General features: G+C 71.7%; 23 protein-coding genes and 1 tRNA gene. 12 read left to right on the top strand and 12 right to left on the bottom strand.

Annotated features, from left to right (window positions below):
• Window positions 1–199: 199 nt before the first annotated feature.
• The 4 genes from GEV28_RS32920 to nth all read right to left on the bottom strand — a co-directional run bounded on the left by GEV28_RS32920 (window position 200) and on the right by nth (window position 3,558).
• Entirely contained in the window at window positions 200–1,384 is a 1,185-nt protein-coding gene (locus tag GEV28_RS32920; RefSeq protein WP_291416635.1) for a MarP family serine protease, read from the bottom strand.
• Window positions 1,381–2,079 (bottom strand): CoA pyrophosphatase, encoded by a 699-nt coding sequence (locus GEV28_RS32915; protein ID WP_291416633.1) that lies wholly within the window; start codon window positions 2,077–2,079, stop codon window positions 1,381–1,383. The genes GEV28_RS32920 and GEV28_RS32915 overlap by 4 nt, the downstream gene beginning before the upstream one ends.
• Window positions 2,076–2,702, bottom strand: a complete 627-nt coding sequence (locus GEV28_RS32910; RefSeq protein WP_291416631.1) for a TlpA disulfide reductase family protein — start codon at window positions 2,700–2,702, stop codon at window positions 2,076–2,078. The genes GEV28_RS32915 and GEV28_RS32910 overlap by 4 nt, the downstream gene beginning before the upstream one ends.
• A gap of 136 nt (window positions 2,703–2,838) precedes the next feature.
• The gene (gene nth, locus GEV28_RS32905) at window positions 2,839–3,558 is read right to left on the bottom strand and encodes an endonuclease III (protein WP_291416639.1); all 720 of its coding nucleotides are present in this window, start codon (window positions 3,556–3,558) and stop codon (window positions 2,839–2,841) included.
• 246 nt (window positions 3,559–3,804) lie between these two features.
• Between nth and GEV28_RS32900 the strand changes: the two genes are divergently transcribed.
• From GEV28_RS32900 to dnaN, 5 genes are all read left to right on the top strand, one after another.
• Window positions 3,805–4,065, top strand: coding sequence for a hypothetical protein (locus GEV28_RS32900; protein ID WP_291416628.1), 261 nt, complete (start codon window positions 3,805–3,807; stop codon window positions 4,063–4,065).
• Window positions 4,066–4,240: 175 nt separating this feature from the next.
• Window positions 4,241–4,915 carry a Crp/Fnr family transcriptional regulator gene (locus GEV28_RS32895; RefSeq protein WP_291416626.1) on the top strand — a complete coding sequence of 225 codons (675 nt, stop codon included), beginning with the start codon at window positions 4,241–4,243 and terminating at the stop codon, window positions 4,913–4,915.
• A gap of 360 nt (window positions 4,916–5,275) precedes the next feature.
• Window positions 5,276–6,532, top strand: coding sequence for an MFS transporter (locus GEV28_RS32890; RefSeq protein ID WP_291416637.1), 1,257 nt, complete (start codon window positions 5,276–5,278; stop codon window positions 6,530–6,532).
• A gap of 29 nt (window positions 6,533–6,561) precedes the next feature.
• Window positions 6,562–6,744, top strand: a complete 183-nt coding sequence (locus GEV28_RS32885) for a hypothetical protein (RefSeq protein WP_291416624.1) — start codon at window positions 6,562–6,564, stop codon at window positions 6,742–6,744.
• Window positions 6,745–7,132: 388 nt separating this feature from the next.
• A complete protein-coding gene (gene dnaN, locus GEV28_RS32880) occupies window positions 7,133–8,245 on the top strand; it encodes a DNA polymerase III subunit beta (RefSeq protein ID WP_291416621.1) in 1,113 nt (370 codons plus the stop codon).
• Window positions 8,246–8,248: 3 nt separating this feature from the next.
• Here dnaN and GEV28_RS32875 read toward each other — a convergent pair whose 3' ends face one another.
• Both GEV28_RS32875 and GEV28_RS32870 read right to left on the bottom strand, forming a co-directional pair.
• Window positions 8,249–9,031, bottom strand: a complete 783-nt coding sequence (locus GEV28_RS32875) for an MBL fold metallo-hydrolase (RefSeq protein WP_291416619.1) — start codon at window positions 9,029–9,031, stop codon at window positions 8,249–8,251.
• Window positions 9,028–9,876 carry an NUDIX hydrolase gene (locus GEV28_RS32870; RefSeq protein WP_291416617.1) on the bottom strand — a complete coding sequence of 283 codons (849 nt, stop codon included), beginning with the start codon at window positions 9,874–9,876 and terminating at the stop codon, window positions 9,028–9,030. The genes GEV28_RS32875 and GEV28_RS32870 overlap by 4 nt, the downstream gene beginning before the upstream one ends.
• A gap of 49 nt (window positions 9,877–9,925) precedes the next feature.
• Between GEV28_RS32870 and GEV28_RS32865 the strand changes: the two genes are divergently transcribed.
• Entirely contained in the window at window positions 9,926–10,828 is a 903-nt protein-coding gene (locus GEV28_RS32865; protein ID WP_291416614.1) for a Gfo/Idh/MocA family oxidoreductase, read from the top strand.
• On the opposite strand, the gene GEV28_RS32860 is transcribed toward GEV28_RS32865, so the two are convergent.
• The 4 genes from GEV28_RS32860 to GEV28_RS32845 are packed head-to-tail and all read right to left on the bottom strand — an operon-like array spanning window position 10,813 to window position 13,499.
• The gene (locus GEV28_RS32860; RefSeq protein ID WP_291416612.1) at window positions 10,813–12,207 is read right to left on the bottom strand and encodes a hypothetical protein; all 1,395 of its coding nucleotides are present in this window, start codon (window positions 12,205–12,207) and stop codon (window positions 10,813–10,815) included. The genes GEV28_RS32865 and GEV28_RS32860 overlap by 16 nt on opposite strands.
• Before the next feature lie 45 nt (window positions 12,208–12,252).
• Window positions 12,253–12,861: a hypothetical protein gene (locus GEV28_RS32855; protein ID WP_291416609.1), complete on the bottom strand. Its 609-nt coding sequence runs from the start codon at window positions 12,859–12,861 to the stop codon at window positions 12,253–12,255.
• Window positions 12,862–12,883: 22 nt separating this feature from the next.
• The gene (locus GEV28_RS32850) at window positions 12,884–13,339 is read right to left on the bottom strand and encodes a RidA family protein (protein ID WP_291416607.1); all 456 of its coding nucleotides are present in this window, start codon (window positions 13,337–13,339) and stop codon (window positions 12,884–12,886) included.
• Window positions 13,340–13,343: 4 nt separating this feature from the next.
• Window positions 13,344–13,499: a DUF4177 domain-containing protein gene (locus GEV28_RS32845; RefSeq protein WP_291416605.1), complete on the bottom strand. Its 156-nt coding sequence runs from the start codon at window positions 13,497–13,499 to the stop codon at window positions 13,344–13,346.
• Window positions 13,500–13,538: 39 nt separating this feature from the next.
• Between GEV28_RS32845 and GEV28_RS32840 the strand changes: the two genes are divergently transcribed.
• Genes GEV28_RS32840 through GEV28_RS32830 form a run of 3 tightly spaced genes read left to right on the top strand, consistent with a single transcriptional unit; the run spans window position 13,539 to window position 15,958 of the window.
• Window positions 13,539–13,790: a hypothetical protein gene (locus tag GEV28_RS32840; protein ID WP_291416603.1), complete on the top strand. Its 252-nt coding sequence runs from the start codon at window positions 13,539–13,541 to the stop codon at window positions 13,788–13,790.
• Between the two features lie 45 nt (window positions 13,791–13,835).
• Window positions 13,836–14,840 (top strand): ArsA-related P-loop ATPase, encoded by a 1,005-nt coding sequence (locus GEV28_RS32835; protein WP_291416600.1) that lies wholly within the window; start codon window positions 13,836–13,838, stop codon window positions 14,838–14,840.
• Window positions 14,837–15,958 (top strand): ArsA family ATPase, encoded by a 1,122-nt coding sequence (locus GEV28_RS32830; RefSeq protein ID WP_291416599.1) that lies wholly within the window; start codon window positions 14,837–14,839, stop codon window positions 15,956–15,958. The genes GEV28_RS32835 and GEV28_RS32830 overlap by 4 nt, the downstream gene beginning before the upstream one ends.
• 9 nt (window positions 15,959–15,967) lie before the next feature.
• Here GEV28_RS32830 and GEV28_RS32825 read toward each other — a convergent pair whose 3' ends face one another.
• Window positions 15,968–16,273 (bottom strand): WhiB family transcriptional regulator, encoded by a 306-nt coding sequence (locus tag GEV28_RS32825; protein ID WP_291416598.1) that lies wholly within the window; start codon window positions 16,271–16,273, stop codon window positions 15,968–15,970.
• 232 nt (window positions 16,274–16,505) lie between these two features.
• Here GEV28_RS32825 and GEV28_RS32820 point away from each other — a divergent pair, with 232 nt between their 5' ends.
• The gene (locus tag GEV28_RS32820; RefSeq protein WP_291416596.1) at window positions 16,506–19,004 is read left to right on the top strand and encodes a transglycosylase domain-containing protein; all 2,499 of its coding nucleotides are present in this window, start codon (window positions 16,506–16,508) and stop codon (window positions 19,002–19,004) included.
• Between the two features lie 105 nt (window positions 19,005–19,109).
• Here the strand turns inward: GEV28_RS32820 and GEV28_RS32815 are convergent, their stop codons facing one another.
• Entirely contained in the window at window positions 19,110–19,580 is a 471-nt protein-coding gene (locus GEV28_RS32815) for a GatB/YqeY domain-containing protein (protein ID WP_291416594.1), read from the bottom strand.
• 57 nt (window positions 19,581–19,637) lie between these two features.
• On the opposite strand from GEV28_RS32815, the gene GEV28_RS32810 reads away from it, so the two are divergent.
• Window positions 19,638–20,603, top strand: a complete 966-nt coding sequence (locus tag GEV28_RS32810; protein WP_291416591.1) for a metallophosphoesterase — start codon at window positions 19,638–19,640, stop codon at window positions 20,601–20,603.
• 17 nt (window positions 20,604–20,620) lie between these two features.
• Window positions 20,621–20,697 (top strand) — tRNA-Pro (locus tag GEV28_RS32805).
• The last annotated feature ends 373 nt before the right edge of the window (window positions 20,698–21,070 follow it).

The raw sequence follows: 21,070 nt of genomic DNA, 5'->3' as shown, positions 1-21,070 counted from the left end.
GACAACCGCGCATACGAGTCGTACACCGGCACCTCACGCGCCACACCCGACCGTCGCTGACCTGCACTACCCTTGCCTGACCTGCCCATACCCCAAAAATACGTCACCAAATAGGGGTCCGCCAACGTTGGACTCGCGGGTCGCGAGCGTTGGACTCGCGACTTTGCCGGGGGCCGTGGACAACCGGGGGACAACCCGGTCAGGCGGCGCAGTTTCCCGTGCCGACCGCGCGGGACATGCGCGGGGCTTCCTCGAGCTCTTCGTGCACCTCGTTGGCGGTCAGGGCGAAGCCCGTCTCCGACTCGTCCACCGCGGCGCCGAAGATCACGCCGAGCACCCGGCCCTGCGTGTCGATGAGCGGGCCGCCCGAGTTGCCGCTGCGCACCAGCGCCCGCAGCGTGAACACCTCGCGCGTCACCGTGCTCGCGTCGTAGATGTCCGGCCCGGTCAGGTTGATCCGGTCCCGCACCCGCGCGGGCGACGCCGTGTACGGGCCGTCGAGCGGGTAGCCGAGTACGATCCCGTCCTGGCCGGAGGTCGCCGCCTCGCCCGCGAACGGCAGCGCGGGCGCCGGCAGGCCGGGCACCGCGAGGATCGCGACGTCGGTGTCCGGGTCGTAGTGCACGACCCGCGCGTCGAACGACCCGTCGTCGGTCTCCACCGCGACCTCCGAGGTCCCGGCCACGACGTGCGCGTTGGTCATCATCCGCTCGGGCGCGATCACGAAGCCCGTGCCCTCCAGCGCACGCGAGCACGACGGCGCCTTCGCGTGGATCTTCAGCACGCTCGGCGCCACCCGCTGCACCACGGCACTGCTCTGCAGCGCCGGGTCGGGTGGCGCGACCTCCTTGCTGGGCGTCCGGTCGAACGGGTCCACGGCGGCCGGGAACCCGGACACGTCCAGCAGCCTGCGCAGCTCGTCGGGCAGGTTCTGCGCGGCCGAGGGCATCACGCTGTCCACGCCGCCGAGCACCGTCGACCCGCGGATGGCCGACGCCAGACCCGGGAGGCCGCCGACGGTCACCAGCGGCAGCGCGATCAGCCACGCCACGACGAAGACGACCGCGCCCTGGACGATCGCGCCCAGCGCGTTGTCCACCCCGGTGAGCTTGGGTGAGTTGATCCGCTGCCGGATGCTGCGCCCGAGCCACACGCCGAGTGTCTCGCCCAGCGCGACCAGCAGCACGAAGATCGCCACGGCGAAGGCGACTCTGGTGGGTGTCGACTCGATGTACCGCACGACCAGCGGCGCGACCTTGATGCCCGCGACAGCGCCCAGCAGGACCCCGATGAACGCCGGCAGCGCGGTGATCACGCCCTGCCGTGCACCGGAGATCGCGGCCAGCACCGCCAGCCCGATGACCAGCAAGTCGACCCAGTTCACCCGTCAACCTCCCCGACAACTGAGCCAACTGAACGCCATGCGACGTCAAGATCCCGTATGTCCGTACCGTCCCATGGCCGCGCCAGCCCGCCGATGTCGAGCAGCAGGGCCAGCACCGCGGCGGTGAAGCCCCATACGACCATGCCCGGCAGCGCGAACGCGGGGCCAAGGAAACCAGACACGTGACGCAACTGGAACCTGTTGACCGGATCGACGAGGTCCGCTATCGGCACCCGGGCCACCGCGGCGCTCTCCACCGGGTCCACCGCCCACACGCGGCTCGGCTTCTCCCAGTGCGCGACCACCGGCGTCACGTGGAAGCCCGACACCGGGATGTGCAGCCGCGGCAACAACGCCACCGGCCGCACGCCGGCCGGGTCCAGCCCGGTCTCCTCCACCGCCTCGCGCAGGGCGGTGTCGACCGGGCCGTCGTCGCCGGGCTCGGCCGACCCGCCCGGGAACGCGACCTGCCCGGAGTGCGCGCCACCGCCGTCCGCGCGCAGCTGCAGCAGGACGTCCGGGCCGCGGGTCTCGTGCTCGCCGAACAGGATCAGCACGGCCGCGTCACGCGCGTCGGCCGTCGGCGGGGACAGCCGCTCGAACACGCTCGCGTCGAGGTCGCGGGTGGCCTCGACCAGCTGTCGCAGCCACCCCGGCACACTCGCCGGGTCGACGATCGGTCCGGACCCGGTCACGCCTCGCCCCCGTACGCCGCGACCGCCTGGCGGATCTCGGCCACGGACCGGAACAGCCGCGGGCTCTCCACCAGCCGCACCGCGCCGTCCGCGCCGACGAGGTAGCTCGCCGGCAGACCGACCGGCAGCCGAAGCGCCCGCTGCGCGGCGCCGGACGGGTCGGTGAGCGTGGGCAGCCGCACCTTCAGCGAGCTGAGCAGCTCCAGCGCACCCTCCGGCGTGCTCTGCACGGCGAGCCCGACCACCGGCACCGCGCCCGGCTCGGCGGCGTAGCTCGCGAGCAGCGGCAGCTCGTCCTTGCACGGCGCGCACCAGGTGGCCCAGACGTTCACCAGCACCGGCCGGTCGGCGAGCGTCTTCGCCAGATCCACCGCGGACCCGTCGGCCAGGCACTCGGCCCGCACCCCCGACAGCTCCTCGAGCCCCGCGGGCGGGGCGGCGTCGGAGGTGGGGCACGGCGCCAGCGACGCGTCGGCCCTGGCCGCCGCGAGGTCGGGCGCGGGTGGGGCGTCGGGTGCCGGCGCGGGGTCCTCGCCACGCGGCCAGATCGCGATCACGGCGGCCACCACCAGGACCAGCCCGGCGATCGACCACCGTGCCGCAGGGCGCGTCTGGCGGGTCATGGTCGATGCGATTCGTGATCCAGGTGGTTCAGGGCAAGGCGGAGGGAGGGCCGCATACCGGGTTGTACTCGGTCCTTCCGACAACGCGGCCCTGGGCGCGAATCGCGCGGCCGATGATCCATCAGACGTGCCCTCGTCACCCCGCGCCGCCCCGACCGGGCTTGTAGCCGTTGCGGGTGCGCTCGGCGAGGTCGACGAGGTGTTCGGCCTCCTCGCCCTTCACGAGCTTGGCGGCGACCTCGAACTCGGTGGGGCCCGCGCCGAAGGACGGGCAGTCCTTGGCCAGCACGCACGCGCCGCACGCGGGTTTGCGGGCGTGGCAGACCCGGCGACCGTGGAAGATCACCCAGTGGGACAGCATCGTCCAGTCCTTGCGCGGGATCAGCGCGCCGATGGCGTGCTCGACCTTGACCGGGTCCTCCTCCTCGGTCCACCCGAAGCGGCGGACCAGCCGGCCGAAGTGGGTGTCGACGGTGATGCCCGGGATGCCGAAGGCGTTGCCGAGGATGACGTTGGCGGTTTTGCGGCCGATGCCGGGGAGCGTCACCAGGTCGTCGAGCCGGTTGGGCACCTCGCCGTCGAACCGCTCGACGAGCGCGGTGCCCAGGCCGATGAGCGAGGTGGTCTTGTTCCGGTAGAAGCCTGTCGACCGGATCATCTCCTCGAGCTCGGTCCGGTCGGCGCCCGCGTAGTCGGCGGCCGTGCGGTAGCGCCCGAACAGCGCGGGAGTGGTGAGGTTGACCCGGACGTCGGTGCTCTGCGCGGACAGGATGGTGGCGACCGCGAGCTCGAGCGGGTTGGTGAAGTCCAGCTCGCAGTGCGCGTCGGGGAAGGCCTCGGCGAGCACCCTGGTCATCCGGCGCGCGCGACGCACCAGCGCGGTCGGCGGGGCGGGCACTGCCTTGTCGACCGACTTGCCGGCGGTTTTGCCCGCACTGCCACGGGGTAGTTGTCGGGTGGCTGGTGGCACCCCGCTAGCCTACGGGCCCTCGAACAACCTCAACCGTGCCCTAGACGTCTACTGAGCAGACCCCGCAATGACACGCCGGGCGGATCCACCGTCCGAGCCGGCAACGCCGAACTGAGCGAGGATCAACGCACTATGGCTGTCTGGTTCGTGTTCGCAGTGCCCTTCGTGGTGATGTTCTTCGCCCTGTTCATGGAACGGGTGGAGTCCAGGCTCAGGCACGTCGCCGTCCAGGAGGACGAGGTCGAGGAGCTGCTGGAGAACGCGCGGCCGGACGAGGTTCGGGCGCTGTACGGCCACGGCATCGGCCGGGCCCTGGAGCTGTTCCGGCTGCGCAGGCGGGGCCGCGGCAAGGCACGCGGTCGCCGGGTCCGCGATCTGACCCGTACTCACTAGTAGGCTGCATAAGCAGGCGCTCACCTGCGGATGTCCGGCTCGCCCCGGACCTGCGGCGCGACCCTACGACGTGATCCAGCGCACACGCCCTACACTTCTCTAGTGATAAGGGGCGCCCTTGCCCTGGATCGAGGCCGGCACTTGGCCGGCCCCAGCCTGATTGGGAGGGACGACGGTGGACGAGACCCTTGCCAGGGCCGGCATCTTCCAGGGCGTCGAGCCGGCCGCCGCCGAAGCGCTCGCCCAAACGCTGGAAAGCGTGGAGTTTCCGCGGGGGCACGTGATCTTCGCCGAGGGCGAGCCGGGCGATCGCCTGTACATCATCCAGTCGGGCAAGGTGAAGCTCGGCCGCAAGTCGCCCGACGGCCGGGAGAACCTGCTGGGCATCATGGGGCCCGCGGACATGTTCGGCGAGCTGTCGATCTTCGACCCGGGCCCCCGCACATCCACTGCCACCACGGTCACCGAGGTGATGGCGAAGACGATGGACCGACCTGCGCTGCGCCAGTGGATCGCGACCCGGCCGGAGATCGCGGAGCAGCTGCTGCGGGTGATAGCGCGCCGGCTGCGCCGCACCAACGGCATGCTCGCCGACCTGATCTTCACGGACGTGCCCGGTCGCGTCGCCAAGGCACTGCTGCAGTTCGCCCAGCGGTTCGGCAGCCAGGAGGCCGGCCTGCTGCGCGTCATGCACGACCTCACCCAGGAGGAGATCGCCCAGTACGTCGGCGCCTCCCGGGAGACCGTCAACAAGGCACTGGCCGACTTCGCCCACCGCGGTTGGCTGCGGCTGGAGGGCAAGAGCGTGCTGATCCTCGACCCGGAGCGACTGGCCCGCCGCGCCCGCTGAGCCGAGCTGACCCCGGGTCGAGCTGACCCAAAGAAGAAGCCGGGCGCCGCCCCCGACGCGGCGCACCGGCTTCTTGCTTTGCGTGAACCATCCCCCGACGGTCCACGCTCCCCGCCCTCCGGACCGTTAGGCCCCGACCCATGCATGCCGGAGGGAGCTTTCTCGTCCAGTTCAACGCTCTTCCGCGCGGATCGTTACCGGACCGGCGGAAGAAACCCGAGGCTTTCACTGAGAGGACTCCCTGGACTACCCATCCGTTGTGTCAGGTGACCCATTTCCTCGGCTCTGTTATCGAACCGAGACTTTCGCCGGTGACCGAGGTCGCCGGGAAATAACTGGTACGCACGTACCAAAGATTGCATACTAGTACGCGTGTCCCACTCTGCTCGTCTCGCCGACTACCGCGCCGCGCTGACCACGCCCGGCGCGGGCCTTCCCGTGCTCGCGTCGCTCCTTGCCAGGATGCCGATCGCGATGGTCGGCCTCTCGCTGCTGCTGTACGTGCAGCGGGAGACGGGCTCGTTCGCCATCGCCGGTCTCGTGTCGGCCGGTTCGCTGGTGGGCGTCGCCACCGGCGCGGTCATCCAGGGCCGGATCATGGACCGCCTCGGCCCGACCAGGCCGCTGCTCGTCGCGGTCTGCCTCTTCACGGCGGCGGTGACGGGCGTGATCCTCGCGGTCGAGGCCACGCAGCCGGCCCCGCTGCTGGTACTCCTCGGCAGCTCGGTCGGCGTGACCGAGCCGATGGTCGGCGCGGCCTCGCGGGCGCTGTGGACCACGCTCCTGCCACCCGGCCCGATCCGGCACGCCGCCTACGCCTACGAGGCGATCAGCCTGGAGGTCTTCTTCATCCTCGGCCCCGCGCTCGCAGGCATCCTGGTCGCGGCGCCGTGGGCGGGCACCGGTGTCGTGGTCGGCGCGATCTGCATGGTCGTCGGCAGCATCGGCTTCGCACTCACCCCGGCGGCTCGCCGGGTCCGGCCGCGCACCTCCGACTCGGCCCGCGAGCTGCTGGGCGCCATCGCGTCACCGGGCATGCGAACCCTCGCGCTGGCGGCGCTGGGCTTCGGCGTGACGGTCGGTTTCGTCGAGGTGGCCGTGCCGGCCGCGGCGACCGAGGCCGGGCACGCGCCGCTCGGCGGCATCATGCTCGCGATGTGGTCGCTGACCTCGGTGGTATTCGGCCTGTTCTACGCGGTCCGCCCGTGGCCGGGGCCGATGCGCCTGCGGCTGCCGGCCCTGCTCGGCATGTTCGCGGTGCTGGTCGCGCCGATGGCGCTCGCGACCACGAGCCTGCTCTGGCTGTCGATCGGCCTGCTGGTGGCCGGCATCTGGATCACCCCGCAGTCGACCGCGCACTCGACCGCGATCGAGCTCGTGGCCCCGCGCGGGACGGCGACCGAGGCGTTCGGCTGGGTGGTCACCTCGGTGACGCTCGGCCTCGCCGCCGGCCACTCGATCAGCGGCCAGCTGGTGGAGCACGTCGGCATCCCGGCGTCGTTCATCGCGTCGGCCGGCGCCGGGCTGCTGATCGCGTCGCTGGTGTGGCTGCGGCGCTCGACGGTCGGCGAGCAGGCGCCGGCCCCGGAGCCGGTGCCCGTCGCCGCCGTGCGCTGAGGCTCAGTCCAGGAAGGTCGGGTTTCGTCATGGCGACCGTCGTGCCGGTGGCGTCCACCGGCTGGCTCCACTGCGGACCGTTCTGGTTGAGGAACCGGACCGAGGTCCCGGGCGCGCCGGACAAGGTCAGCTCGAAGGTCACCTCGGTGCCCGTCCCGACCCGCAGGTGCTCACCGGTGCCGACGGTGCGGCGGCCGTCGGTCGCGGTGTAGGACAGCGACACCGCCGACGACTCGGCCAGCCGGTTGCGGCCGCAGGCCGTCCGCATGGACGACGTTGTGCGGCAGCGCCACCACCTGGTCCGCGCGTCGCCGAGCTGGTGGCCGGCGGGCGCGAACATCCCGATGTCGAGCGCGTTGCGCCTGGCGGCGCCTGCGGGCGGTCGTAGCTGTAGCCGACCTCGATCTCGCGGACCCCGCGCGGCACGTCGACCGGCAGGTAGTACCAGTCGGGCACGTCCGGCTCCAGCGTGCCGGTGATCGTCTTGGTCTGGTCCCCCGTGGCGTCGCCGGGGTCGGCGAACGCGATACCCGGATGCATCGCGCCGGCGGCGCCGGCCGTCGAGCGCGATCGTCGGTGCCCGGCGCTACGTTTGTCGCCATGAACCTCGATCTCACGGTCACCACCGGCGAGCTGGCCTCGGCCGCGTCAGCACTGGTTCGGCTCGTGCCGGGCAAGCTCATCGACCCGGTGCTCTCCGGCCTGCTGCTCACCGCGGACGGTGCCGGGGTGTCGCTCGCCGCCAACGACCGCGAGCGCGCGGCCCGGCTCGAGCGGCCCGCGGTCGTGCACACGGAGGGGCGCGTTCTCGTGCCGGCCAAGCCGTTCGCCGACACGCTGCGGGCGCTGGACCACGAGCAGGTGCGGCTGGTGGTCGAGGGGTCCAAGCTCGCCATCCGGGCACCGGGGGCGCGTTACGCGTTGCCGCTGCTGGACGTCGACGTGCACCCGGGCGTCGCCGCGCCGCCCGCGGCCGCGGGCACCGTCGACGGTCAGATGTTCGCCTCGGCGCTCACCACGGTCGCGGCGGCGGCCTCACGCGACGACGCGCTGCCGATGTTCACCGGCGTGCGCATCCGCTCCGAGGGCGACCGGCTGGTCATGCTGGCCACCGACCGGTACCAGATGGCGGTGGCCGCGCTCGCCTGGCGGCCCACCGACGCGCCGGTCGACGCGCTGGTGCCGGCGAGCCTGCTCACGGAGATCGCCAAGCAGGTCGAGGGTCCGGTGGCGCTGCACGCCGACCGCGACCGGTTCGGGCTGGTGTGGCAGCGGGCCGGCGGCACCACGGTCGCCACCACCGCGGTGCTCGACGGGAGCTTCCTGCACGAGTCCAAGGTCTCGGTGTCCGATGTGGACACATCGGTCGAGGTCGACGCCGACGTGCTGGCCGGGTCGGTGCGCCGGGTCGGGCTCTACACCGACGCCAGAGGCGTGATGCTGCTCGAGGTCGGCGACGGCGAGCTTCGGCTGCGCGGCGCCGACCAGCGTTCCGGCGAGGCCGAGGAGACGCTCAAGGCCGACGTGTCGGGCGGCCGGACCTCCCATGCCTACCAGGGCCGGTTCCTCACCGACGCGCTTCGGGCGTTCTCCGGCGCGCGGGTGCGGGTGGAGATCCAGCCGGGGATGCGGGCCACCGTGTTCAGTGCCGTCGGCGAGTCCGACCTCGACCTTCGCTACGTGGTGATGCCCATGCTGCCGCCCAAGCACTGAGTCCTACGCGCCCGCGGCCCGCAGATAGTCCAGCTGCGCCCGCACCGACCATTCGGCCGGGGCCCACAGCGACCTGTCCACGTCCACGTAGACCACCTCGACCACCTGCCGGGCGGTCGCGTTCTCGCCCAGCCGGGCCAGTGCCGAGCGCACCTGGTCGAGGCGCGTCTCGCGGTGGGCGTGGTACTCACCGGCGACCGCCGAGACGTCGGGAAGCTCCGGGCCGTGGCCGGTCAGCGCCACGGTGCCGGCCGGTTCCGCGATGAGTCGGCGCAGCGACGAGAGGTACGGGCCCAGGTCGGAGATCACGGTCGTGCCCCGGCCGAGGACCGAGTCCCCGGTGAGCATCGCGGGCACGCCGTCGTGGGTGACGCGTAGGCAGATCGAGTCCTCGGTGTGGCCCGGGGTGTGCAGAACCCGCAGCTCCAGGCCGGCCGCGTCGATGCGCTCGCCGTCGCTCAACGGCTCGGCGTCGCGACACAGGGCCGGGTCGACGGCGCGGACCGGGGCGCGCACCCGGTCCGCCAGCCACGGGGCGCCCTGGGCGTGGTCGGGGTGCCGGTGGGTCACCACGATCAGCTCGACCGGCGCCACCTCGGCCACCTTCGCCAGGTGCGGCTCGTCCTCGTAGCCGGGGTCGACCACCACGACCGACGGCGACCCGGGGGCGCGCAGCAGCCAGGTGTTCGTGCCGTCGAGGGTCATCGAGCCGGGGTTGTTCTCCAGCAGCACGGACGCGACCGGCGTGACGGGCCGGAGCTCGCCGTATGCGGGGTGACGCGTCATGTCGGGTCCAGGTGCGAGGAGGCCGTGTCGTAGGCCGGGTCGCCGGGGAGCACGATGCGCAGCACGTCCCCGTCGCGCGCGACCCGGGGCATCAGCTTGTCGATCACCCGCTGCCGGCCCATCGCGTCGGCCACCGTGGCGCATTCCTCCAGCTCGGCCAGTGTCGTCCAGGTCGGCGGCATCAGCCCGACCTTGCCTTCCTTCCAGTCCTCGAGGGCATCCGTCGGGCGCTGCCAGCGGGTGTCGGCCGCCTCGGTCGTCGCGCCGTCGGCGCGTTGTCCCACAGGCAACGCGGCCAGGAAGAACCGGGCGTCGAACCGGCGTCGCTCCTCCACCGGGGTAACCCAGTTCGACCACGGCATCAGCAGGTCGGCCCGCAGCACCAGGCCGGACTCGGCCAGGAAACCAGCGAGTGACAGCTCGCGGTTCACCAGCTGGGCGCGGGCCTCGGCGTAGGGGCGGACGTCCGACACGACCGAGTCCTCGGACGGGCCGGCGAGCAGCACACCCGACTCCTCGAACGTCTCCCGCACCGCCGCGCACACCAAGGCGCGCGCGAGGCTCAGGTCGCAGGCGAAGCGGTCCGCCCACCACGCGGGCGACGGGCCGTGCCAGGCCAGTGAGGTGTCCGCGTCGCGGCGGTCGACCCCGCCACCAGGGAAGACGGTCATGCCACCGGCGAACGCCATGCCCAGCACGCGGCGCTGCAGGAACACCTCGAGGCCATCGCCGGTGTCGCGCACCAGCATGACCGTCGCGGCGTCCTTGGGGGTCACCGGCGGATCCGGTATCTCCGGCGGGACGAACCCCGCCGGCAGGATCAGTTCCTTCGGCAGCTCACGCACGGGCCCGAGCCTACGCAGACCGAGCACCGGCAACGGGCAGGATGTGACCATGAACGACACACGGCTGCGAATGGGACTCGTCGGCGCCGGACCGTGGGCGCACCGGGTGCACGCACCGGGCATCGCCGCGCACCCGGGCACCGAGCTGGTCTCCGTGTGGGCACGCCGCCCCGACGCCGCTGCCGAGGTAGCCGCGCTCGGCGGGGCCAGGCCGGCCGGGTCCTTCGACGAGATGCTCGCCGAGGTGGACGGCGTGGCGTTCGCCGTGCCGCCCGGGGTGCAGGCGCCGCTGGCGCTGCGGGCCGTCGAGGCCGGCAAGCACGTGATTCTCGAGAAGCCCCTCGCGAGCTCGGTCGAGGACGCTCGGCAGCTGGTGGCCGCGGCCGAGCGGGCGGCCGTCGCCACGCTGATGGTGCTCACCTTCCGCTATGCCACCGAGACCACCGACTGGCTCGAGGAGGTGCACCGCGTCGGCGGCTGGCACGGCGGCGCCGCCCGCTGGATGTCCGCCACGCTGATCGACACCGAGTACGAGGCCTCCCGCTGGCGGCACGAGGGCGGCGCGCTCGCCGACATCGGCCCGCACGTGTTCGACCTGCTCGACGCCGCACTCGGACCGATCACCGACGTGCTGTCCGCGCACTTCGCCGAGCCCGGCGCGGTCTGGCACATCCTGCTCGGCCACGAGGGCGGCCTGACCAGCGCGGCCACTCTCACCATGCACACGCCGGCCGCGCCGCCGATCAACGACTTCGCCGTGTTCGGCGCGCACGGCTACCGCGCGCTCGACGCCACCGGCGACGCGCGGGTCCGCTACGCCGCCCTGCTCAACGACTTCGTCAGCATGGTGCACAACGACATCACCACGCACCCGTGCGACATCCGCCGCGGCCTGCACATCCAGCGCCTGCTGCGGGCCGTCACCGAGAAGGTCGGTCAGCCCGCGGGGTAGCCGCCGCCACGACCGTCGGAGTGCGGTGGCACCCCGTTGACCATCATCGGGCCGCCGGACGCGCGTGCCGAGTCGAACTGGCCACCCGCCTTGCCGTGCCGGCCGGACCTGTCGATCCGCCAGGATCCGGACGAGCTGGGGCTCTGGTCCTGGCTCTCCCGCCGAGCCAGCTCCTCCTGCAGCTCGTGCAGCAGGTTGCGCTCCTGGGTGTTCAGCATCTCGTCGACCAGCGCGGCCGAGTGGTCGTCCTGGTTCGTCACCGGCGGAGCGGCCGGCGGACTCGCCGGCACCAGCCGCGGCCGCGACGGCGGCTCCGACCGCTCGTCCTTCGGCGTCTCGCTCCGGCGCCGCGGCGAGGGCCGCGAGTTCGTCGGCGTCTCTATGCTCAGCGCGGACGCGGGCGGCTTCTCCTCGGCCGGCTGGTGCCGGGCCGACGCCGACGAGGCCGGTTCGGCGACGGGCTCCACGGTCAGCTCGGTGCGCGGCACCGGTGACGGCTTGGGCGCGGGCCGTGCGGCATCCGCGTGCGGAAGCTCGATCGGCGGCAGCGGGCGCTGCGGCTCTGCCCCGAACTGCGTGTCGCCCGCGAACGGCGAGGATGCCGGCGCGGGTGCCGGAGCCGGCGGCGGGGCGGGTGGCGCCGGCTCAGCGACGAAAGGGCGAGCGGGCTCCACCACTCGCGGTGCCTCGAAAGGCTCGGACCGGACGGGCTCGACCGGGCTCATCACCGACCGGCCGGTCGACTCGGACTCGGTGAACGGGATCTGCCGCGCGCACCGCATCGCCTCCTGGTGGTAGTCGGTCGGCTGGTTGCCGTCGACCAACACCTCCACCGACGCCCGGATCCCTGCCCGGCGCAGCGCGTACTCCACCCGGTAGGCGGTCGCCGGCGCGAACCCGCCTGGGCCGACCCCGACCAGCACGACCTTGTGCGGCACCGGACCGGACACCGGACCCGCGGGCGTCAGCCGCCACACGCACCACACCGAGCGCACGTCCGGCAGCACCTCGAGCACCGGCTTGATCGCCTCGTGCACGCCGCGGTCCGGCTCGCGGCCCTCGACCGCGCCCACCGCGAACCGGTGCCGGCCCAGCGACACGCCGTCCCGCACGATGACCCGGTCGATGACCGACGGGTCGAGGTACGTGTCCGCGAACAGCGCCTCGAGCTCCCGGTGCTGCACACCGGTCACGACGACACCACCCGCGGCGAGGCAGCCGGCGACGAACTCCAGCGAGCGGTCCAGCTCGGCGGAGGCGAGCATCTGGCGCGCGTCGCCCAGAGCGTCGTCGTCCAACCGGCCGGCGAGGCTCAGCAGGAAGTCGTGGATCCGGATCGGCAACGCAACACCTGGCCGGCCCCGGGAGACCTGGGTCACGGTCGGCTCCTTCCGCTCGTCTGTACCGACCAGCGAGGGAGCCCGCTACGCCTGCTGCACGACCATCCCGGGGAGCAACGGCTCGGATGCCGCGAACGCCGCCTGGTGGTAAGGCGGGAGGTCCATGCCCTCCGGCATGACCTCGACACCCGGCTCGTGCGTACCAAGCGCCCGCAGCACACGCTGCAGCTCCCCGGTCAATCGAGCGCAGCCCGATGTTGCCGTGACGAGCACGATCCGGGTGGCTGGTCCCAGCCCGGAGCGGTGCCGCCGCCAACTCCCACGCACGTCGACCAGCTCGGGCCGGCCATGGAGGATCGCCCCGAGCACTACTGCTTCGGAGTCCCCCATGTTCACCCGTTCGGGCGACTCCGAAGTGAATGTGTAGTCGACTTCGTCGATTTGGTCCACCCACGGCACCGCGTGTAGCCGGCCGGCGTCGGCACCCGCGTCCAGCAACGCGGCGTTGAGCAGCAGAGACTCACGCGCTGTGATCGCAACGCGTTCTCTGAGCAATGTCAGCGGCAGGGCTCGGGCGAGCGCGTCGAGCGCCCCGCCGGCGAGCCAGTCGCGCAGCCGCCACAGCTGCCGGTCGGGCAGCCGGCCGGCGAGCCGGAGCAGCAACTCGTGGCACGGGTCTTCCATGTCGGGCATTGCGGCCTCCCTGCGGGGTTGGTCAGGACACCTCGACGATCAACTCGACCTCGACCGGCACACCGAGCGGCAGCTCGGCGACACCGACCGCGGAGCGCGCGTGCTTGCCCGCGTCCCCGAAGATCTCGCCGAACAGCTCGGACGCGCCGTTGACGACCGCCGGCTGGCCGGTGAAGCCCTCGGCGGACGCGACGAACCCGACGACCTTGACGACCTTGACGATCGCGTCGACGCCGACCAGGTCATGCACGGCGGCCAGCGCGTTCAGCGCGCAGGTCCGGGCGTGGCCCTTGGCCTCCTCCGGGCTGATCTCGCGGCCGACCTTGCCGGTGGCCGCGATCGCCCCGCCGACGAACGGCACCTGGCCCGCGGTGTAGACGAGGTCGCCGGTGCGGACGGCCGGCACGTACGCGCCCGCGGGCGTGGGCACGCCGGGCAGCTCGATGCCCAGCTCGCCGAGCTTGTCGCTCCAGGTCATCGTGCTAGGCCTTCGGCCGCTTGAGGTAGGCCACCATCTGCTCGCCGGTCGGCCCGGGCAGCACGGTCACGAGCTCCCAGCCGTCCTCGCCCCAGGTGTCGAGGATCTGCTTGGTCGCGTGGATCAGCAGCGGCACGGTGGCATACTCCCACTTCGTCATGCCCGGGACTGTAACCGGCCTCGCCGGTACAGTGACCCGGTGGATGCGTGGCGAGTGGTCGCGACCGTGCTGCTGGGGGTCAACGGCCTGGTGCTGGTGCTGCTCACCATGGCCAGGACGCGCGACCGCAAAGACGCCACCAGCGGCACCGTCGCGCTGGCCGGGGCGATCAGCTTCACGATCCTCGTCGTGCTGTGCGTGCTCACGCTGACCGTGCTCGCGCCCCTGGCCACGTGGATCCTGGTAGGCGCCGGCGTGGTGGCCGTAACCGTGATGATGCTCGCTAGTTGACCGCCTCGGCGGCGCGCGCCCGAACTGTCCACTTACCCTGAACTCGTGGCCACCACCGCGGCGTCCTGGACCGAGCAGGTCTCTCGCGCGCGCCTGCACGTGGTCACCGGAAAGGGCGGCACCGGCAAGACCACCGTCGCCGCCGCGCTCGCCCTCGCGCTCGCCACCGGCGGGCGCCGCGTCCTGCTCATCGAGGTCGAGGGCCGGCAGGGCATCGCCCAGCTCTTCGACACCCAGCCGCTGCCCTACGCGGAGAAGCGGATCGCGTCCGCGCCGGGCGGCGGCGAGGTCCGCGCGCTGCACGTGGACGTCGAGGCGGCGCTCCTCGAGTACTTCGCGATGTTCTACAACCTGGGCTTCGCCGGCCGCACGCTGCGCCGGATGGGCGCCATCGAGTTCGCCACCACGCTCGCGCCCGGCCTGCGCGACGTACTGCTCACCGGCAAGGTCAAGGAGACCGTCGGGCGCACGGACTCCCGCGGCCGGCACGAGTACGACGCGATCGTGCTCGACGCGCCGCCGACCGGCCGGATCGTGAGGTTCCTCGACGTCACCAAGGCCATGGCCGACCTCGCGAAGGTCGGGCCGATCAAGGGCCAGAGCGACGGCGTCGTGCGGCTGCTGCACTCCCAGGACACCGCGGTGCACCTGGTCACACTGCTCGAGGAGATGCCGGTCCGGGAGACCATCGAGGCGGTGGCCGAGCTGTCGGCCGCCGACCTGCGCCCCGGCGCGGTGATCGTCAACCGGGTCCGGCCGCCGCGGCTGCCGGCCCGCTCGGTCACCCCGGCCGCCGGGGGCCGGGTCGACGCGTCCCGGGTGCGGGCCGGCCTCACGAGCGCGGGCCTCGACCTCGCGCCCGAGGACATCGAGGGGCTGGTCGGGGAGACCGTCGAGCACGCCATCCGGGTCGTCGCCGAGCAGAGCGCCCGCGAGCAGCTCACCGAGATCGACCTGCCGGCGGTCGAACTGCCGGACATCGCCGAGGGCATCGACACCGCGGCGCTCTACGAGCTCGCCGAGATCCTGGTCGACCAGGGGGTCCGGTGAGTGCGCTCGACGTCGACTCGCTGATCGACGATCCCGACATCCACGTCATCGTCTGCTGCGGCTCGGGCGGGGTCGGCAAGACCACGACCGCTGCCGCGATCGCGGTGCGGGCAGCCGAGCGCGGGCGCAAGACCGTGGTGCTCACCATCGACCCGGCGCGCAGGCTCGCCCAGGCGCTCGGCCTCCGCGAGCTGGGCAACACGCCCAAGGAGGTCGAGGTCGAGGGTTTCGAGCCGGCCGGCCAGCTCGCCGCGATGATGCTGGACATGCGCCGCACCTTCGACGACATGGTGCTCGCGCATGCCGGCCAGGCGCGGGCCCAGGAGGTGCTCGCCAACCCGTTCTACAAGACGATCTCCAGCTCGTTCTCCGGCACCCAGGAGTACATGGCGATGGAGAAGCTGGGCCAGCTCGCCGGCGAGGGCCGCTGGGACCTGATCGTCGTCGACACTCCGCCGAGCCGCTCCGCGCTGGACTTCCTCGACGCGCCGCAACGGATGTCCTCCGCGCTGGACGGGCGGATGATCCGGCTGCTGTCCGGCCCCGCGCGCACCGGCGGCTGGGGCGTGCGCAAGGTCGTCGGCGCCGGGATCATGCTGTTCGCCAAGGCCGTGTCGACGATCGTCGGCGGGCAGCTGCTGGCCGACGCGTCGGCGTTCGTGCAGGCCTTCGACAGCATGTTCGGCGGGTTCAAGCAGCGTGCCCGCAAGACCTACGAGCTGTTGCGCTCCGGCGGCACGGCGTTCCTCGTGGTCGCCACGCCCGAGTCGGACGCGCTGCGGGAGGCCAGCTACTTCGTGGAGCGGCTGGCGTCGGAGGAGATGCCGCTGTCCGGGCTGGTGATCAACCGGACCCACCCGGTGCTCACCAAGCTGCCCGCGGCGCGCGCCATCGCGGCGGCGGACAACCTCGAGCGCACCGGCGACGCGCCGCTCGCCACCGCGGTGCTGCGGCTGCACGCCGACCGGGTGGCCGTGCACGACAGGGAACGACGGCTGCTCGCCCGGTTCACCAAGGCGCACCCGTCGGTGTCGGTGGTCAGCGTCCCGGCCATGCCCTCCGACGTGCACGACCTCGTCGGTCTGCGCAGCATCGGCGAGCGGCTGACCGGGAGCTGACTCCCCGTCTCAGCCGACCCGGACGTCCTCGTCCTCGTCGGAATGGTTCCGTTTGGCCGTCTCCAAGAGCTCCAGCCAGGACGTCACCTCCGGCCGGCGGCGCAGCAACGCGCGCCGCTCGCGCTCGGTCATGCCGCCCCAGACGCCGAACTCGATCCGGCTGTCCAGAGCCTCGGCCAGACACTCGGTGCGCACCGGACATGCGATACACACCAGCTTGGCCTTGCGCTGTTCCTTGCCCCGGACGAACAACCCGTCCGGATCCTGCTCACGGCATGACGCGTTGACCCGCCAGTCCGCCTGCTCGATATACATAACCCCCGCCCCTAGCGTCGTCGCGACCCACTAACCCCGGTCCCCCTCGTTCAGCCGGGGTGCCTACGGCCCGGGAGTTTCCCCCGCACCGGTCGGCTTCTGTCGTTGAGACGTTGACGGACTCTAGGGCCCCCCGGTTCCCAACTGAATGACGGGGGCCACACCTGTTACAGAATGTCAATAACTCGGTTGGGTAACGAGAGCTTGATCCGGCCCCGCGTACCCTGGGCGCGTGCGAGTCGGAGACGGTCTGCTGAAGATGCTTGGTTTGTGCCTCCTGGCCGGCGTTCTCATGGCCGGCATGCTGTTCCCGGTGGTGGGAGCGTTGGGAGTGGTGTCCAACCGGGCCAGTGACACCATCGACAGTGTCTCGGCCGACCTCGTGGCCACGGACCCGCCGCTGATCACCACGATCACGGACGCCAAGGGCAAGGCGATCGCCTATCTGTACGACCAGTACCGGGTGCCGGTGCGCCCGGACCAGATCTCGCCGGAGATGAAGGCGGCGCTGATCTCGGTGGAGGACCGCCGGTTCTACGAGCACAACGGCGTGGACTGGAAGGGCACCGTCCGCGCATTGATCAGCAACCAGACCGGTGAGGACGTGCAGGGCGCGTCGACGCTCACCCAGCAGTACGTGAAGAACTATCTGATCAACGTGGTCTACCGCGACCAGCTGGGCAGCGACACCGAGGACGACCCGACCAAGAAGATCGAGCGCGAGCGCGCGCAGGAGCAGACCGTCACCCGCAAGCTCCGCGAGGCCCGGCTCGCCATCCAGCTCGAGCAGTCGATGAGCAAGGAAGAGATCCTCGCCGGCTACCTCAACGTCGTCGAGTTCACCGACCGCGTGTTCGGCGTCGGCGCCGCGGCCCGCGCCTACTTCAAGACCACCGCGAACAAGCTCACCGTGGCGCAGTCGGCGCTGCTGGCCGGCATGGTCAACAACCCGAGCCTGTACAACCCGTGGCGGCGGCCGAAGGAGACGCTCGAGCGGCGCAACTTCGTGATCGACAAGATGGTCGAGACGCACAGCCTGTCGGAGGAGAACGCGACGGCGGCGAAGAAGGAGCCGCTCGGCATCGTGCCCGACCCGCTGAAGCCGGCCGCCAACTGCGTGGGCGCCGGTCCCGACTACGGCTTCTTCTGCCAGTATGTCGAGGACTACCTGAAGAAGATCGGGTTCACCGAGGACCAGCTCTACACCGGCGGCTACACGATCAAGACCACCTTCGACGCGTCCGCCACGCGCATCGCGAAGCGGGCCGCGGAGCGCCAGGTGCCCAAGAACACGCCGGGCATCAACAACGCGATGGCGATCGTGCGACCCGGCAAGGAGCGCCACGAGGTCACCGCACTCGTGTCCAACCGGGACTACGGCCTGGACGTCAAGGCGGGCCAGACCCAGATCGCCTACCCGTACGGGGTGCAGAACAAGTTCGGCGCCGGCTCCATCTACAAGATCTTCACCTCGGCCGCGTTCCTGGAGAAGGGCGGCGGCATAAACAACGTCATCCAGACCCCGGCGACCCACGTCTCGAAGATCTTCAAGGGTGGCGGTGAGAGCTGCCCGTCCACCGGTGAGCCCGAAACCCGCTGGTACTGCGTGAAGAACGCCGGCAAGTACGGCTCGACGATGACGCTGCAGAAGGCGCTGGCGACCTCGCCGAACACGGGCTTCGTGATCCTCGAGGAACGGGTCGGCATGGACGCGGTCGTCGAGATGGCGAGCCGGCTCGGCATGCGCGACACCATGGCCACCAACCTCAGCGGCGTCAAGCCGAATCCGAAGGCGGATCGCCAGGAGGAGCGGTTCTCCCAGACCGAGTTCTTCCGGAGCAAGCCCAACAGCCCTGGCAACGCGGCGTTCACCCTCGGCCCGGCCCCGCTGTCAACGCTGGAGCTGGCCAACGTCGGCGCCACGCTGATGAGCGGCGGCGTGTGGTGCCCGCCGACGCCGCTCGTCGAGGTCCTGGACCGCAACGGCAAGAAGGTCAACTACAGCGAGCAGCCGTGCGAGCAGGTGGTGTCGGCGGGCCTCGCCAACACGCTGGTGGCCGGCCTGTCCAGGGACGACACCGAGGGCACCTCGGCCAACGCGGCCCGCCGGTACGGCTGGACCCGGCCGATGCTCGGCAAGACCGGCACGACCCAGCAGTACAAGTCGGCCGGTTTCGTCGGCGCGACGCCGCAGCTGTCCGGCGCGGTGCTCACCTTCAACGACAGCCCCAAGCCGGAAGGCATCTGTGACCACGACCCCAATCCGCCCAGTCTCTGCGGGGTCGAAGGCGGCAACATCTACGGTGGCAAGGTTCCGGCCCGCACCTGGTTCGACGCGATGACCCAGATCCACACCAACGCGCCGGTCAAGCCGCTGCCACCGGTCGACAAGCGGTACGTGGACGGCGGCCCGAACAGCCAGGTGCCGAACGTGGTCGGCCGGTCCGAGCAGGACGCCACGGCGCGCCTGCAGCAGGCGGGGTACAAGGTTGACACCCGGGAGATCAACTCGGCGCAGCAGAAGGGCACCGTGGTGAGCCAGACACCACGCGGCAGCGCGCTGCCTGGCGAGACGATCACCCTCCGGATCAGCACCGGCTACGTCCCACCGCCGCAGACCTCCGACCCGCCGTCGAGCCCACCGCCGAGCGGTCCCGGCGGGCCCGGCCCCGGTGGCGGGGGCGGCGGCCGACCGCCGAATGGCGGCACGAACCCGGGCGGCCCCGGCTGACTGCACCGACCTGACTGAGACGGGCGGCGTCCCGGCCTTCGAGCCGGACGCCGCCCGTTTGTTCGGGTCAGGTTCAAGGCCGCGTCGTGCGGCCGACTTGTCGGGTCAGCCCCGCAGCTTCGCGCGCACCGCGGCGGCCACCCGGCCACCCTCGGCGCGGCCGGCGATCTTCGCGTTCGCAGCCTTCATGACCTGGCCCATCTGGCGCTGCCCCGGCGCGGCGCCGAGCTGGTCGGTCACCTCGGCGACGGCCTCGGTCACCAGAGTCCCGAGCTCGTCGTCGGTGAGCTGCTCGGGCAGGTAGTCGGTGAGCACCGCGGCCTCGTCCTGTTCGGCCTGGGCCCGCTCGGCCCGGCCGGCGCCGGCGAACGCCTCGGCGGCTTCCTTGCGCTTCTTGACCTCGCGCGCGAGGACCTTCTGGACCTCGTCGTCGGACAGCTCGCGAGCCACGTCGCCGGCGACCTCCTCGGTGGTCAGCGCGGCGAGTGCCATGCGCAGCGCGGCCATCCGGGTCGTCTCCCGGGCCTTGATCGCCGCCGAGAGGTCCGCTTGCAACCGTGCCTTGAGCTCAGCCATGGGTCGAACCCTACTGGCCACTGCCGGTCGCCCGGAGCGCGCAACTAGGCTCGCGGGGTGGGCAATCTGGCGCGAAACATCGGACGGGCGGCGCTCGGCGCCACGGCGATCGGCACGGCGACCGTGGCGTACGCGGCCGGCATCGAACGCACGCACTGGACGCTGCGGCAGGCCACGCTGCCCGTGCTGTCCGAAGGCGCTCGGCCGTTGCGGGTCCTGCACATCTCCGACCTGCACATGATGCCCACCCAGCGGTCGAAGCAGCGCTGGGTCGCCGAGCTGGCGGACCTCGACCCGGACCTGGTCGTCAACACCGGCGACAACCTGGCGCACAAGCACGCGGTCCCGTCGGTGGTACGAGCGCTCGGCCCGCTGCTGGACCGGCCGGGCGTGTTCGTCTTCGGCAGCAACGACTACTACGCACCGCGCCCGAAGAACCCTGCGCGGTATCTCATCAAGTCGAAGCGCCGGGTGCACGGCATCCCGCTCCCGTGGCGCGACCTGCGCGCGGCCCTGGTCGAGCGCGGCTGGCACGACCTGACCCACGTGCGCCACCTCCTGACCGTCGAAGGTCAGACGATCGCCGTGGCCGGCGTGGACGACCCGCACCTGCACCGTGACCGGTACGTCGACATCGCCGGCCGCCCGAACCGGGCCGCGACGCTCCGGCTCGGCGTGACCCACTCCCCGGAGCCCCGTGTCCTCGACGCCTTCGCCGAGGACGGCTACGACCTCGTGATGGCCGGCCACACCCACGGCGGCCAGCTGAGGCTGCCCGGCTACGGCGCGATCGTGACGAACTGCGAGCTCGACCGCTCCCGCGCGCGGGGCGCGTCGAGATGGGGCGCCCACATGTGGCTGCACGTGTCCGCCGGCCTGGGGACGTCGCCCTACGCCCCGGTGCGCTTCGCCTGCCCCCCGGAAGCCAGCCTGCTGACCCTGGTCCCCCGCCCGACCGGCACGAACACTTCCGAGAACGCCAAAGAAGGCGCCCGATTCGGAGCCGACGCGGACGTCGGCTAGACTTCTGCCCGGACCTCCGGGGTGTGGCGCAGCTTGGTAGCGCGCTTCGTTCGGGACGAAGAGGTCGCAGGTTCAAATCCTGTCACCCCGACCAACCTGGGCTACCCCTGTCCGCGGAGTGCGCGGACAGGGATTGGTCGCTCAACGACCTCTGGGGGGCGACCCCCCAGACCCCCACGGTGCGAGCTCCTCTCGACCCTGCGCTGGGCGCCTTTGGTCTTCAACCAGCTTTCCCGCTTCGCGGGTCTCACTCGCTTCGCTTCGTTCTCCGGTCAAGCTTCGTACTCGGCTAGGTCCGCGAAATCCTTCGCGGCAGGCTAGTGCGAGTGATCACCTGAACTGGCCCCGGTTGGGTCGTTGTTCTTCACGAATCTTGGCTCCACCTGGGTGGTGATCTCGCTGCTTGGTGGGGCGGCGTGTCGTCGCGAATGTTGGCCCCACCTGGGATGCGATTTCCATGTCGTTGT

Source organism: Actinophytocola sp. (assembly GCF_009379765.1).
Classification (GTDB): Bacteria; Actinomycetota; Actinomycetes; order Mycobacteriales; family Pseudonocardiaceae; genus Actinophytocola.
The sequence above is the reverse complement of the archived record's forward strand: the minus strand, read 5'-3'. Positions and strand labels throughout refer to the sequence as shown.

What these genes read in the sequence shown, in the direction of transcription:
- GEV28_RS32910 (WP_291416631.1), bottom strand. Translation starts at nt 2,702, where the DNA reads ATGACCCGCCAGACGCGCCCTGCGGCACGGTGGTCGATCGCCGGGCTG.
- nth (WP_291416639.1), bottom strand. Translation starts at nt 3,558, where the DNA reads ATGACCAGGGTGCTCGCCGAGGCCTTCCCCGACGCGCACTGCGAGCTG.
- GEV28_RS32900 (WP_291416628.1), top strand. Translation starts at nt 3,805, where the DNA reads ATGGCTGTCTGGTTCGTGTTCGCAGTGCCCTTCGTGGTGATGTTCTTC.
- GEV28_RS32885 (WP_291416624.1), top strand. Translation starts at nt 6,562, where the DNA reads ATGGCGACCGTCGTGCCGGTGGCGTCCACCGGCTGGCTCCACTGCGGA.
- dnaN (WP_291416621.1), top strand. Translation starts at nt 7,133, where the DNA reads ATGAACCTCGATCTCACGGTCACCACCGGCGAGCTGGCCTCGGCCGCG.
- GEV28_RS32875 (WP_291416619.1), bottom strand. Translation starts at nt 9,031, where the DNA reads ATGACGCGTCACCCCGCATACGGCGAGCTCCGGCCCGTCACGCCGGTC.
- GEV28_RS32865 (WP_291416614.1), top strand. Translation starts at nt 9,926, where the DNA reads ATGAACGACACACGGCTGCGAATGGGACTCGTCGGCGCCGGACCGTGG.
- GEV28_RS32855 (WP_291416609.1), bottom strand. Translation starts at nt 12,861, where the DNA reads ATGCCCGACATGGAAGACCCGTGCCACGAGTTGCTGCTCCGGCTCGCC.
- GEV28_RS32850 (WP_291416607.1), bottom strand. Translation starts at nt 13,339, where the DNA reads ATGACCTGGAGCGACAAGCTCGGCGAGCTGGGCATCGAGCTGCCCGGC.
- GEV28_RS32845 (WP_291416605.1), bottom strand. Translation starts at nt 13,499, where the DNA reads ATGACGAAGTGGGAGTATGCCACCGTGCCGCTGCTGATCCACGCGACC.
- GEV28_RS32825 (WP_291416598.1), bottom strand. Translation starts at nt 16,273, where the DNA reads ATGTATATCGAGCAGGCGGACTGGCGGGTCAACGCGTCATGCCGTGAG.
- GEV28_RS32815 (WP_291416594.1), bottom strand. Translation starts at nt 19,580, where the DNA reads ATGGCTGAGCTCAAGGCACGGTTGCAAGCGGACCTCTCGGCGGCGATC.